Raw genomic sequence first — 14858 nt, forward strand, 5'->3', positions numbered from 1 at the left:
TTACTTACTATACTTTCTCCTGTATTCGCTAGGAGTTACATTTGCATGTTGCTTAAATATCTTATTAAAATAAGACACATTATCGAAAGATAATTCGAATGCAATATCAGATATGGACATCCTTGTTGTGAGAAGTAGTAGCTGTGCCTTCTCTATTTTTTTCTGATTGATATACTTTACAGGAGTACAACTCATCTCACGCTTGAATACTCTGGTAAAATGATCTTCTGTAATACAAGCAATATCTGCCAATTCCGAGATTGATACATTCTTATTAGAGTTCTCATGTATGTACTTCAAAGCGTTGTTGATACGAACATCAATGTTATTAGACTTAGCTTCTGCATGGTCTACAAACCGCGACAATAGCTGATACAATATCCCTCGAGTCTCTAAAGCGTAGTGAGCTTCCATTTTATTACTATCCGACAAATACTGGGAAAAAGTAGGTGGATTATCATAAATCTTGGGATCGTAATACTTCAAATACCTGTCCGGGTTTATATGTAAAAGACGCTTTGTAAGAGCCAAATCTAAAGAAGAAGCTTCTATTTCGAGAGGAAAAGTATATTTATCAAATAAGGATTCCTGATTTATTACCTTTTCATAAAAATGAATATAATAAAGAGCAAAAAAACTATCACATTCATCATCATGTAATGTAAAAGGAGGTGTCAAATACAAATGTCCGGGCCTCAGCAAATAAGTTTTATCACCAAACCGCGTTATGGCTTCTCCCCCTTCAACATAATATATACGGGCAAAAGGGCTATAAATTTTCGTCCAGTTCCAATTTGCATTCAATTCGGAATAGCCAATATTCAGCAGTATCAGATCCAGGTTTTGATTAAATTCAGACATATACGAGTATCGTTTTTATACCATATATTACATCTCGTAAATATACTTATTTATAGTGAATAATAGCACATTGTTTAAGTACAAGATCGAAAAAGTATTATTTATTCGTCGGAATAGTGAAAGCGATTGTTGACTACTATCTATATATTTGTTATGATAAAAAAATCAAATTGACTAAAATCATGAATAAATCATTATCTATTCTTACTATTCTTTGTTTTTTCATCCCCATACTCATAAACGGGCAAACATCAAATAAAGAGATAGAATTGTTCCGAAACGAGAAATTCGGTCTGTTTATACACTGGGGGCTATATTCTCAGGCCGCAGGAGAATGGAAAGGAAAGCCGACTAAGGGAGGCGAACACTTCATGCTATATGAACGAATACCTCTGAAAGAATATGCATTGTTAGCCAACGATTTCAACCCTCCAGGTTTCGATGCTAAAGAATGGGTTGAAACCGCAAAGCGATCGGGTATGAAGTATATCGTGTACACGACCAAGCACCACGATGGATTCGCAATGTATGACTCTAAATGCAGTGATTACAACATCGTGAAGAAAACTCCGTTCGGAAGAGATCCTCTGAAAGAACTGGCAGAAGCCTGTCGAAAAGAAGGCATACAACTAGGTCTGTATTATTCTCTTGGTCGAGACTGGGAAGATCCGGACGTGCCGACCAACTGGCCTGAAAAAGCCGGTCGAAGCAATACATGGGACTATCCAGACGAAGATGGAAAAGTTTTATCCCGATATGTAGAACGAAAAGTAAAACCCCAACTTCGAGAACTCTTAACGGAATATGGGAACATCGCTACAATATGGTTCGATACCCCCGAACTGATAACAAAAGATCAGAGCAGGGAGCTAAAAGAATTGATCAACACTCTACAGCCAAACTGTTTAATAAACAATCGGATAGGAAACGGACTGGGAGACTATTCCATTGTCGAACAAAAGCTCATGGACAAAATAGACAATCGTCCATGGGAAGCCTGTCTCACAATGGGGCGAAACTGGGGATATAACAAATTCGACACAATATATAAAGCCCCGGAGGAAATGATCCGCCATTTAGTAGACATAGTAAGTAAAGGAGGAAACCTCTTGTTAAACATCGGGCCAACAGGAAAAGGTAACTTCCCGAAACAGACGAAACCCGGACTCGAAGCATTTCACAAATGGTTAAAATCGAACGGAGAAGCCATCTATAATACAAAACCTTGGATCGTATTTGGAGAAGACTTATCCGATTCTCCTAAAGAGGTTCTTAAGACAGGCTTCCATGATGCCGAATTTGACGGAACGCCTAAAAGCCGTATCCCTGATATAAGATTTACATCGAACGGAAAAACAGTATATGCCATTGCAAGAGATGTTGCTGACAAGAACTATACAATCAAATCTATAGATAAAGATAAAAAAATAAAAAACATCAAATTGCTGGAAAACAATAAATCTATAAAATGGTCACAAACCGCAGAAGGATTGAATATACAATTCGACAGGGTAGGGAAAACTCAATTTCCAATCTATGTACTGAAAATAGAGTTTGAGTAGAAGCTACTACCTAACCATTGAAAAGAGAAAACACACCATACAATTAAATCGAAATAACCATGACAAGAAAAAGATTTCAGGGCGAATGGCCTAAAATAGGCATACGTCCGACCATAGACGGGCGAATGGGGGGAGTAAGAGAATCTCTCGAAGACCAGACCATGAATATGGCAAAAAGCGTAATAGACCTATTAACGACAAACTTAAAGAATCCTGATGGCACGCCTGTGCAATGCGTTGTGGCAGACAACACTATCGGTCGTGTGGCAGAAAGCGCTGCCTGTGCCGAAAAATTCAGAAGAGAAGGCGTAGGAGTTACCATTACAGTAACCCCTTGCTGGTGCTATGGAAGCGAAACCATGGATATGGACCCGCATACAGTAAAAGCAGTATGGGGCTTCAATGGAACAGAACGCCCCGGCGCCGTTTATCTGGCTGCAGTACTTGCCGGACATGCTCAAAAAGGATTACCCGCTTTCGGCATATACGGACACGATGTGCAAGACGCCGGAACGACAGAAATACCATGCGATGTAAAAGAAAAGCTTATCCGTTTTGCTAAAGCAGGTATGGCCGTAGCTACGATGAGGGGGAAGTCATATCTTTCTATCGGAGCGGTGTGTATGGGAATCGCCGGTTCGATCGTAAACACAGACTTCTTTGAAGAATACCTGGGAATGAGATGCGAAGGAGTAGACGAAGTAGAGATCATTCGCCGAATGACAGAAGGCATATACGACAAAGACGAGTTTGAGAAAGCTCTAGCATGGGCTAAAAATAACTGTAAAGAAGGCGAAGACAATATAAACCGACCAGACCTGAAGAAAGACAAGGCAGCCAGAGACAAAGATTGGGAGTTTATCGTAAAAATGACTCTCATTGTGCGCGACCTCATGGTTGGTAACCCCAAACTTAAAGAAATGGGATTCGGCGAAGAAGCTCTCGGACACAATGCAATTGCAGCAGGATTTCAGGGGCAACGCCAATGGACAGATTTCTATCCTAACGGAGACTTCACGGAAGCTATCCTAAACTCATCTTTCGACTGGAGTGGCATACGTGCGCCTTACATCCTAGCAACAGAGAATGATGCGCTCAACGGAACTACGATGCTATTCGGATACCTGCTGACTCACACCGCTCAGATATTTGCCGATGTGCGTACATATTGGAGTCCCGAGGCAGTAGAACGTGTAACAGGAAAGAAACTAGAAGGACTCGCCTCCGGCGGCATGATCCATCTCATCAATTCCGGAGCGGCTACCCTTGACGGATGCGGTTACCAAAACGACAGCAAAGGTAATCCTACAATGAAAGCCTTCTGGGACATCGCCGATAAAGAAGCTCAAGCTTGTCTTGATGCAACAAAATGGATACCCGCTAACCGTGAATATTTCAGAGGAGGAGGTTTTTCATCCAAGTTTCTGACCAAAGGAGGAATGCCTTGCACAATGGCTCGTCTCAATCTGGTGAAAGGTCTTGGCCCGGTGCTACAAATAGCCGAGGGATGGACTGTCGATCTAGATCCGGAAGTACACAAAACTCTGGATGACAGAACAGACAAAGGCTGGCCTACCACATGGTTTGTACCTCGTTTGACCAACGACCCTAACTTCAAAGACGTATATTCCGTTATGAACAACTGGGGAGCAAATCATGGTGCTATCAGTTGCGGACACATTGGTGCCGATCTCATCACCCTTGCTTCTATGCTCCGTATCCCTGTGTGTATGCACAATGTAGACGATCAAAATATTTATCGCCCTGCGGCATGGACTGCTTTTGGCATGAATAAAGAGAGCTCCGACTACAAGGCTTGTCAGACCTACGGACCATTATATAAATAATAACAAGACTCATAAATCCATAATTTTACTTATTTTTACTACCGCTCTTATATTAAAACAGGGCGGTAGTAAACAATACAAAGCGAATTACAGTTGATTTTAACTAAAAGGTGACAAAAGTTACACTTTTTCCTGTTTTTTAGATTGTTACTTTCGACTCTGTCTAAAAGGATTTTTCCTTTATAGATAAAGTTTAAAAAGTTTGCTACAATAGAAGACTTCAACTAATAACTCACATAAATAAGTACAAATAATGGATTTGAAAGAGGGATATATCAACGAATCATCTGGCAAGACAAAACGCTATTGTCAATTTATCAGACTCAACTCTGAGACTATAAATCAATACAAATATTGGCATAAGAGTAAAAACGTATGGAAAGAAATACCTGTAGGAATCAGAAAAGCGGGTATTATCGACATGGAAATATATGTTATCAACGATACGGCTTTTATGATAATAGAAACACCAACCGACTTTGAGTGGGATAGTGCTTTTGGCAAATTAGCAACTTATGAACGGCAAGCTGAATGGGAAGAATTTACCTCCCGGTTTCAAATAACGAAAACATCGAACCGATCGGAAGAAAAATGGCAGTTGATTGAACGTATATTTTCCCTCAATGAGGCATTAAAGGAAATATAGACTCAATCACATATCCAACAATAATGATAACAAAAGAACAAATAGCAAAATTTATAGAACAAGCTCATCGTGTAGGTAAAGAACGTTTACAACTTTGTAGTAGTGGCAACCTCTCGTGGCGTGTAGAAGAGAATACGGCATTAGTGTCTGGCACGGGATCATGGCTACCTCGACTTGCTGAAGAAAATGTAGCAATATGCGACATCTCTACCGGACAGAGAATAGACGGACCTAAGCCCTCGATGGAGAGTGTTTTCCATTTGGGCGTACTACGCCAACGCACAGACATGAATGTAGTCCTGCATTTTCAATCGCAATATGCAACTGCAATATCTTGTATGAAAAATAAACCTTCAAGTTTCAATGTTATTGCAGAAGTTCCATGCTACTGTGGTAGTGAAATTCCGGTAATACCGTATTTCAGACCGGGATCTAAGGAGCTAGCAGATGCTGTTACCAAAGCACTTACCAATCACGATTGTGTATTGATGAGTAAACACGGGCAAGCCGTATGTGGAAAAGATTTTGACGATGCTTTTCAGAAAGCAGTATTTTTCGAACTGGCTTGCAGTATAATTGTACATGCCGGCGAAGGAAACTATCTCACTCTTACAGAAGAAGAAATACAAGATCTCAATATCTATATCTTAGGTAAATCCGGCAAATAAGAATACTATGGCTTACTTAGCTTTAGACTTAGGTGCGGGCAGCGGCCGGGCAATTGTTGGAACAATAAAGAATGGTAAAATAGAGATGGAAGAGGTGCACCGCTTCACAAATCATCCTGTAAAAATAGGAGATACCCTCTATTGGAATTTCCCATCTTTATTCAGCAATATCAAACAGGGAATCAGCATTGCCATAAAAAAAGGTTATTCTTTACGAGGCCTTGCAGTCGACACATGGGGGGTAGATTATGGGCTTTTGGACGATAAGGGCAGATTGTTGTCAAACCCCGTATGCTACAGAGATTGTCGTACATCGGGCATGAGTGACAGAGTGGAAGAGATCATCTCCAAAGAAAAGCTGTATAAAAAAACCGGAATTCAACAGATGGAAATAAATACAATATTCCAATTGTTCAGCCAACAAGAAACAGAAGACCCCACTCTTGGATGTGCAGAAAAGCTGTTGTTTACTCCCGATCTTATAAATTACTTTCTTACGGGTATTGCCCGAAATGAATATACAATAGCATCTACATCTCAACTGTTGAATGCAATAGAAAAAAAATGGGACACAGACATTTTTGAAAAGCTCGCTCTACCCTATCGCCTGATGCAAGAAACAATCAATCCCTGCTCTCTGCTGGGTGTACTCAGCAAAGAAATTGCAGACGAAACAGCAGCAGGGGAAATCAATGTGTTTTCTGTCGGTTCGCATGATACAGCTAGTGCCATAGCGGTCATACCCGAAGAGGGAGAAGAGTGGGCCTTCCTGAGTTCAGGCACATGGTCATTGCTTGGCATTCTTTCCGACTGTCCTATTCTCGACAGAAATGCAATGCAGAACGATTTTACCAACGAAGGAGGTGTAGACAATAAGATTCTGTTTATGCGCAACATCACTGGATTGTGGCTACTCCAACGACTGATTGCAGAATGGGAAAAGGACGAAGAAGATTGTTCCTATGATTTTTTACTCTCGGAATGCTCCGCTTCCAAGCCTTTTGGCTCGGTGGTGAATAGCGACCATCCATTGTTTGTTCATCCTATATCAATGACCGAAGCTATACAAACCTACTGTAAGCAGACTAATCAAACCATCCCTCAGACCAAAGGAGAATATGTGAGGTGTGTTTTGGAATCTTTGGCCGTGAAGTATTATTTTGTAATGGATAAGTTAAAAGAATGTACAGGGCGAAATATTACAAAATTGCACATAGTGGGTGGCGGCAGTCAAAATGAATTGCTCAACCAATATATAGCAGACGCAATAAACATCTGTGTCACTACCGGACTCACAGAAGCCACTGCTGTCGGAAATATTATTCAACAAGCCATTGCAGACAGAAAAATAGAGAATTGGGCAAAAGGACATGAAATAATAAAAAATAGTTTTAATTTTAAGATCTATCAGCCTTCAGAGCATAATTTATGGACAGACTTTGTAATACGACACACGGAATTATTTGAATAACTGAAAAGAACCAAAACATAAAATCACATACCAAAAAGTTAATACCAATTATTATATGAATAGCACAAAGAAATCTTTATTCACAGGAAGCCAGGGACAGAATTATCTCTTTCCTTTCATTCTTGTCACCAGTTTATTTTTCCTCTGGGGATTTGCACATGCCTTACTGGATGTACTCAATGCCCATTTTCAAGAAATACTACAAATATCGAAAGCACGTTCGGCATTGGTGCAGTTTGCTTTATATGGAGGCTACTTTGTTATGGGTATTCCGGCAGGATTGATAATAAAGAAATACGGATATAAAAAAGGGATTGTTTTCGGACTGATCGTTTTTGCAATAGGTGCATTTTTATTTTATCCGGCAACTCTGATAAAAACGTTCTTCCCTTTTCTTATAGCTCTTTTTGTAATTGCTTGCGGACTAACATGTCTCGAAACAGCAGCCAATCCATATACTACAGTATTAGGCCCTGCCGAGTCGGGTGCAAGGCGTATCAACCTCGCTCAATCGTTCAACGGACTAGGGTGGATACTAGGCCCATTGGTAGGCGGAATGTTGATATTTTCCGACGAAGGAGACCCTTTTGCCGCATTGGCAACGCCTTATATAGGTATAGGCATAGTAGTGCTTCTTATAGCCGCTTTATTTATACGCACACCTTTACCTCAGATTTCGGCTGAAGATAGCAGTCAATCAGAGGTAACTCAGACACAAGCAAAAAGCAGATACAGAGACTTATTGAAACATCCTCTGTTTATCTTTGCCGTAATAGCTCAGTTCTTTTATGTGGCAGGCCAGACCGGAATAGGCAGCTTCTTTATCAATTATGTAATTGAAGTGCGCCCCGACATTTCACACCTGCAAGCATCGCAGATACTTGCCTTCGGAGGAATGGGAATGTTTATGGGGGGACGAATATTGGGTAGTTACATTATGAAGTTCTTCAATCCAAAGAAACTACTGGCAATATACGCAACAATGAATATTTTACTCATGGCAGTCGTAGTAATGAGCTTGGGCATGACTTCTGTTGTGTGTTTATTTGCCTCTTACTTCTTCATGTCCATCATGTACCCTACTATTTTTGCTATAGGCATTAATGGGCTAAAAGAAAATACAGAAAAAGGCTCATCACTCATAGTAATGGCAGTTGCAGGCGGTGCACTCATCCCAATGCTGATGGGACGCATTGCCGACATATACTCTATGGCTACAGGCTTTTTGATTCCTTTAGTGTGTTTTATTGTTATCCTTCTCTTCGGTCTCAGTAAATTAAAGAATTAGGTTGCTCTTCTTTAGAGCAAGAAAAAAGGAAGATTGTATTTGCCTAAGTTGCAAATACAATCTTCTCTTTTTTACTCTGCCTCAACAGAGTTTTCCCAAACAATCTTGATATTTATTACTTCATAAATCTAAATAAAATTCTATTAAGAGTTATCGAAGAAACTTCGATCCTATTCCCATCCAGAATTCTGTACTAAATTCTTATTTTTATAAAGCTCGCTGTTAGCTATAGGATAGAAATTCATCTTATCAGATATACTATATGTAGCAAGTAACTCTTTAGTATACTTGATTGTTCCATCACCTTGCTTCACGACTCTTACTTTATAGATATTTTTCATTTCAGACAAATCTTTCCAGCGACGAAGATCCCAAAAGCGCTGTCCTTCGAAAGCAAATTCAACTCTGCGCTCATTTTTTAGACGTTTTAAGAAATCAGTTTTACCGAGGCCGACAGGAATATCAGGCATATTCACGTCGGAGCGACTACGCACCCGATTTACTGCATCACGTGCACTCAGACTGTAACTTCCTTTATAATCAGGATCACCGTATGCATTAACCATCGCTTCTGCATAATTTAGCAATATCTCCGCATAACGGAATAGTATCCAGTTATGATGTTGCGATGTTGTTGTTTGCCCCGATTCGAATGTGATACTATTATTCACATATTTTCTCAAATAATATCCGGTAGTTGTAGCATTTGTTATTGGAAGTGCGTTCTTTCCTCCTTCGAATATTTCTACAGCAACCTTAGGCCAAACCATTCCATTGTAAACGATAGTCATACCCAGACGTGGGTCGCGACCTGTATAAGGGCTGGCAGCCTGAGTTGAGTTATTCCAGTCAAATGCAGTTCCATTAGTCATTTCATAGGCACTTACCAGATTTTCGGTAGGACAAGTAGAAGTCTTTCCTCCCGCTACTCCCATAGGAAAATTTGAAGCCTCGAAAGATGTACTTTGACCTGTTGGACGGCATAGAATAACTTCTTTACTCTGGTTGTTAGTAGCTCCAAACAAGGTTGAGTATTTATCTAAAGTATATCCGAACGTGCTTGCATTACTAATGATGTCGTATGCAGCCTGAGCCGCATCTTTCCACTTTTGACTATCGTCTGTCGAAAACAACGGACTTGCCAAATATAAAGCAGCTCTGGATTTTAATGCTAATGCAGCACCCTTTGTTGCACGTTGCAAGTTACCATTACCTCCAGGCATGTCACTCGCTAGATTAGGTAAAACATTGGCCACAGCTGTACATTCAGTTATAATGAAATTCAATATTGTTGCAGCATCGGATGGCTGAGCTATATTTGCTTCATTTTGTGTAATAGTTTTAGTTATCAGAGGTATATTCTGATATCTCTTTACTAATTCGAAATAGAAAAATGCACGTAAAAAGCGTACTTCATATTCATAATTCAAATAATTTTTAAAGTTATCCTCAAATCCATCTGAATTTTTCCATTCATCAAAAGTCAGTCCGACACAATTATCTAAGTAAAAGTTAGCATCATGAATAGCTTGGTAGTACTTACTAAACTGATCATCTACTGTATAATTTGCCGACCATGTCCCATTAACAAACCTCTGAATATTTGTGTCGTATACATGTATTGCATCATCTGTAGCTGCATCTTGCATAGCACTAGATGTATTATTAAAATCCTGAGGTAAATAGCTATAGACTTGTGTCGTCAATTGCTTTACCCGATCCATATTATTTATTATCTGCTCTTTTGTATAATAATCAGCTTCGCTGATATCCATAAAATCACAGGCGCCGAACAAAAGGGTTGTGGCTGTAAGCAACAAAACGCTTTTTTTTATTTTTAGAAATGCCATATTCATCTATTTTAAAAAGACATATTAATACCGAAAACACACTGACTCATCGTAGGGTGATCCACTCCAACACTTTCCGGATCTACTGTTTTTATATTATCAAAACATAAAATATCATGTGCTCGAACATAGAACTTGGCTCCTTTTATAAAACTTTTCTTTTTCAATATACTTGAAGGTAAATTATAATAGAGTTCCAGAGTTCGTAGTTTCAGGTAAGAAGCATCAGCTACCCATAATGAGTTAGTCGTATAATTATTAGCAGAGCCATCAGAAGTCAATCTAGGATATTTAGCATCCGGAGTTTCCGGCGTCCAACGATTGTTATAATATTCTTTAGATATTGTTCTGTTGCTATACATAGGCCAATATACACTAGATGTGTTCAACAGTCTACTCTGATTTCCTGTTCCTTGAAACAAAGCATACAAACCTATACCTTTATACTCCAGATTCAGATCAAAAGAGTAATATATTTCGGGCATCGTACTATATCCTAATGCTACTTGGTCATATGCGTCTATCACTCCATCATTATTCTGATCTTTGTATTTTAAGTCGCCCGGACGAACTGTAGATAAATTTTGCTTAGGACTGTTATCAATTTCATTCTGATCTTGAAATGTGCCTATTACTTCATAACCAAAAAATTGTCCTAGTCTTTTACCTGTACGCTTGAGATAATCATGTGGACGATATTCTTCATTCATATTTACAATTTCATTTCTGTTAAATGTAAACATTCCTCCAATCTGATACTTAAAGTTTTCTATATAGTCAGTCCAGCGCAAACTGGTTTCAGCACCATAACTATTGACTACACCATTATTGACATAAGGTGATGTCATACCAAATATAGAAGATACAGCATTTTCTCCACTTATCAGAATATCTGTACGATGGTCATGGAATCCGTCTAATGTTGCAGACAGCTTATTGAATAACATAACATCAAGTCCAGCATTAAATTTATGTGACTTTTCATAAGTCAAATCATTTATGCCAAGCTGGGTTATTGTCATTCCATTTATACTGGTTGGGTTGTTTCCGAAATAATAACCTCCACCTGTACCATATTTATCTAAATACAAATCTACAGCATAATCTGCCCGGCCTGCAATTCCGTATGATGCACGAAACTTTAATAAATTTAACCAATCATTTTTCAAAAAGCCTTCTTCAGACAATACCCATGCAGCACCTACAGACGGGAAAATACCCCATCGTTTATCCGGATCCAGAATACTGGATGCTGACCCGGACAAAGAGAAATCAAGAATATAGCGGCGATCGTAAGAATAATGAGCTTGCCCGACAATATCCATAAAGGCCCTTGAGTTGTTTTGACCTTTAACGCTCTTCTTATCCATACTGTAAAAGACTGTTGCATTTAAGTTATGTTTATCCCAGCCCTTTTCGTAATTGGCATATGCATTAAAATTGAATTGGTTGGTATTAGTTCCCACACTTTTTGTAAAAGCCAGTGAACCTTCATTTCGTAATACAGTATAAATCATCTTATCATTAGTCCAATCCATTGTAGAAGACTCGTAACCAAAATCCTTAGTATTATTATCCCAATACGAAGCTGTATTATCTAATCCGATATTGAATCCAGCAGATAGACCTTCAAGAATACTACTCAGATCTTGTTTCAACTTCATATCAGCATACATAGTCCGAATTTGTGAACGAGCGTAACCTGTGCCAGAAATAGAAGCTATCGGATTGTTTGAATAGACAGTCGATCCTCCCCACACATCTCTCTCCGTTTTAACAGGAAAAGCTCCGGAAGGTACCTGATACAAAGCCGAAAAAATATTAGTAGTAGTAGTTCCCGGACGATTGTGTTCAGAAAAGTTTCCATACAAATTAAGTTGTACGCTTGTTGTTGGACTTATTATTACATCAAGATTAGTACGAATATTCAACTTAGAATATTTGAATTGAGTAGAATAACCGTCATTATCTGAAGTAGGATTCAGAATACCACTGTCATTTAGATAGTTTAATTGAGTATAGTAACGTACATATTGCCCTCCTCCTCGTGCAGAGAAAGTTAGATTATTACCATAACTATGATCCCGTAATGCTTCGTTCCACCAATCAACATTCGGATAAGCATCCGGATAGCTTTGATCTTTAAAAGCATTCAATTCATTATCATTATAACGTGCAGAATGCCCATCATTTATCAGAGACTCATTCAGAGCTTTAGCATAAGTATAACCATCAACAAGTTTAGGCAGGCGTATAGGAGTCCCCATATTGAAAGAATAGGAAACATTTATTTGAGGTTTACTAATAGTCCCTCTTTTTGTTTTCACCAATATTACGCCATTACCACCCCTGATACCATATATAGCGGTTGAGGCATCTTTCAGAAGTGATATTGATTCTATCTCATCAGCACTTATTTCATTAAGGGAGCGCTCAAATCCGTCAATTAAGATCAACGGAGACGTAGAACTGGAAGTCCCCCAACCTCGTATATTTAATGTAGCGGCATCATCCCATGCATTACCTGCATTTTGTTGCACTTGTAATCCAGGAATTAACCCATAAAGAATATTAGAACTGTTGATACTTCTTTTATGAGAAAGGCCTTCTTCTGTAACGATAGCTGTTGCTGTAGTGGATTCTTTCAGATCATAAGAAATGTTTCGTCCATACTCTATCAACATTTTCTTTTTCTGTACAGAAGTACTGTCTTGTTGTGCAATGGCGAAGACCGGCATTGACAACAGGAAAACTATTAATATCTTGATACTTTTATTCATAAGTATTTTTTTTTCGATTAACATATTAACTACTCCCAACCAGGATTTTGTATTAGACCATATCCTTTATTTACTTCTTTGGATGGGAATGCACTTAAACACCATCTAGCTTCGAAACCACCAGTCCACCATACACGAGAATATTTTGTCAATGGAAATACTTCAAACTTATATTCTTTAGTATTCTTATTCTTATAGACATGTAACCCATGTAAAGGTTTTTCAAACACACTGTATTGTCTCCAGCGAATCAGATCGAAGAAACGAACTTCTTCATAGCCAAATTCACAAGCGCGTTCGCGTAATATGGCCTCTCTAAATTGCTTTTGGTTCAATCCGCTCAAACCCGGCAGACCAACACGTGCTCGAACAGCATTAACGGCTGCATATGCTTCACTGGTAGGAGCTCCATAATACTCATTTAGAGCCTCTGCATAGGTATAGTAAATTTCTGCAATACGTAGGAATGGCCATTGAATCGGACGACTCGACCATGCAGCATTACGATCCAATCCCCACTTTCTCACTGTCAGTCCTGTAACAAGACTCAGTGTATGTAAATTACCTACTGCCCAATGGCTACCTTTCGGATAATTTTCTTTATCAGTAGACAATTCTTCTGTAAGGCTGGCTATCGTACCATTATATGGTTGTCCATCGAGAATAAAAGTTTCAAATAATCTCGGATCTCTATTGATAAACGGATTCTTCGCATGCTCTGGATTATTCCAATCAAAATCGGTACCATTTGCCATTTGGAACATATCAAAATATTCTTTTGTTGGACAATATCCTCCCCAACGAATAGAGTTACTCATTATAGAATTATTACTCTGTGTATAAATATTTCTTCTCACAGAAATCAAAGTTTCTGTTGTACCTCTGTCATAATAAGCATGAGTAAATGCCTCACCAACACTAGCTGTACCATCATCTCCAGCCTGCACCAATTTATGATATCCATTTGAGTTTAAAGCTGTAAAAAATTCTTCGCATGCGTCAATAGCCAACTTCCATCTATTTTTATCATAACTTCCAAACCATGTCATCAGTTTTGAGGAAGCCTCGCCTTCATAATAAGGCGTATCAGAGTTAAATAAAGGACTAGCAGCAAAGAGTAGTACGCGGGCTTTCAAGCCCATCGCTCCTGCTTTTGTCATTCGTCCATCCCAATTGCTAAGCTCTTCATCTGATATACGCCATGGAAAATCAGAGTTGCCAATTGCGTCATTTAGTAGACCTACAATAAAATCTATAGTTTCCTGTAACGTTGCTCGTTTAGGCAAATTAACATCCTCTGGATCGATAGCATGGTCGACAATAGGTAATGCTCCATAATGACGAAGCATGTGAGAATAGTATACAGCTACTACCATTTTAGCTTCTGCTTTCAGTCTCGACTTCTCACTAGCACTCATATCAGGAACCTTGTCTACATTTTCAACCATTAACCAAGCATGTCTAATACCAGTCCATACACCTGACTCATTATTATTGAAACGCATTTTTGTTGCCATATACGTCCCTCTGGGGCTATCTTCAAGTGCAGCATTATAATTCCCGGGATAATAGATTTTTGTCAGCCCTGAGTAGCCAACATTATCATAATTCAAATCTGTCAACCCCTCTAAGGTACCTAACCACATTTGAGTCCAATATCCAGATGTTTCTATTCCATATGGTAGACTTTGATAGCTTTTCCATAAAATACGACGGGCATATTCCGATGTTGAAAATATTGTATCTATAGTAACATCTGTACTAGGAGGTTTCTGTAAAAATTTATCGCCGAAAGCCAAATCTTCACAGGAAACAGCCATCGTAAGCATTCCTACAATAATTGTTGTATATATTGTTCTAATTATTGATTTCATAATCTTTTATT

10 protein-coding genes are annotated in these 14858 nt (G+C 38.9%); 6 read left to right on the forward strand and 4 right to left on the reverse strand.

Annotated features, from left to right (window positions below):
* A complete protein-coding gene (locus BGC7_RS12895) occupies positions 1-861 on the reverse strand; it encodes an AraC family transcriptional regulator (RefSeq protein WP_050702012.1) in 861 nt (286 codons plus the stop codon).
* 182 nt (positions 862-1043) lie between these two features.
* Between BGC7_RS12895 and BGC7_RS12900 the strand changes: the two genes are divergently transcribed.
* The 6 genes from BGC7_RS12900 to BGC7_RS12925 all read left to right on the forward strand — a co-directional run bounded on the left by BGC7_RS12900 (position 1044) and on the right by BGC7_RS12925 (position 8343).
* Positions 1044-2423, forward strand: a complete 1380-nt coding sequence (locus BGC7_RS12900; protein ID WP_050702013.1) for an alpha-L-fucosidase — start codon at positions 1044-1046, stop codon at positions 2421-2423.
* Positions 2424-2482: 59 nt separating this feature from the next.
* Positions 2483-4270 (forward strand): L-fucose isomerase, encoded by a 1788-nt coding sequence (fucI, locus tag BGC7_RS12905; protein WP_050702014.1) that lies wholly within the window; start codon positions 2483-2485, stop codon positions 4268-4270.
* 253 nt (positions 4271-4523) lie between these two features.
* On the forward strand, positions 4524-4916 hold the full coding sequence (locus BGC7_RS12910; RefSeq protein ID WP_082206712.1) for an L-rhamnose mutarotase: 393 nt from the start codon (positions 4524-4526) through the stop codon (positions 4914-4916).
* Between the two features lie 23 nt (positions 4917-4939).
* Positions 4940-5584 carry a class II aldolase/adducin family protein gene (locus tag BGC7_RS12915; RefSeq protein WP_050702016.1) on the forward strand — a complete coding sequence of 215 codons (645 nt, stop codon included), beginning with the start codon at positions 4940-4942 and terminating at the stop codon, positions 5582-5584.
* A 7-nt stretch (positions 5585-5591) separates the two neighbouring features.
* Positions 5592-7055: a rhamnulokinase gene (locus BGC7_RS12920; RefSeq protein WP_050702017.1), complete on the forward strand. Its 1464-nt coding sequence runs from the start codon at positions 5592-5594 to the stop codon at positions 7053-7055.
* Positions 7056-7110: 55 nt separating this feature from the next.
* On the forward strand, positions 7111-8343 hold the full coding sequence (locus tag BGC7_RS12925) for a sugar MFS transporter (protein ID WP_050702018.1): 1233 nt from the start codon (positions 7111-7113) through the stop codon (positions 8341-8343).
* Between the two features lie 170 nt (positions 8344-8513).
* Here BGC7_RS12925 and BGC7_RS12930 read toward each other — a convergent pair whose 3' ends face one another.
* From BGC7_RS12930 to BGC7_RS12940, 3 genes are read right to left on the reverse strand one after another with little or no spacing between them, the layout of a single operon-like run.
* The gene (locus BGC7_RS12930) at positions 8514-10193 is read right to left on the reverse strand and encodes a RagB/SusD family nutrient uptake outer membrane protein (RefSeq protein WP_050702078.1); all 1680 of its coding nucleotides are present in this window, start codon (positions 10191-10193) and stop codon (positions 8514-8516) included.
* 11 nt (positions 10194-10204) lie between these two features.
* A complete protein-coding gene (locus BGC7_RS12935; RefSeq protein WP_050702019.1) occupies positions 10205-12973 on the reverse strand; it encodes a SusC/RagA family TonB-linked outer membrane protein in 2769 nt (922 codons plus the stop codon).
* A 29-nt stretch (positions 12974-13002) separates the two neighbouring features.
* Entirely contained in the window at positions 13003-14847 is a 1845-nt protein-coding gene (locus BGC7_RS12940; protein WP_050702020.1) for a RagB/SusD family nutrient uptake outer membrane protein, read from the reverse strand.
* Positions 14848-14858 lie beyond the last annotated feature (11 nt).

The organism is Dysgonomonas sp. BGC7, from assembly GCF_001261735.1.
GTDB lineage: Bacteria > Bacteroidota > Bacteroidia > Bacteroidales > Dysgonomonadaceae > Dysgonomonas.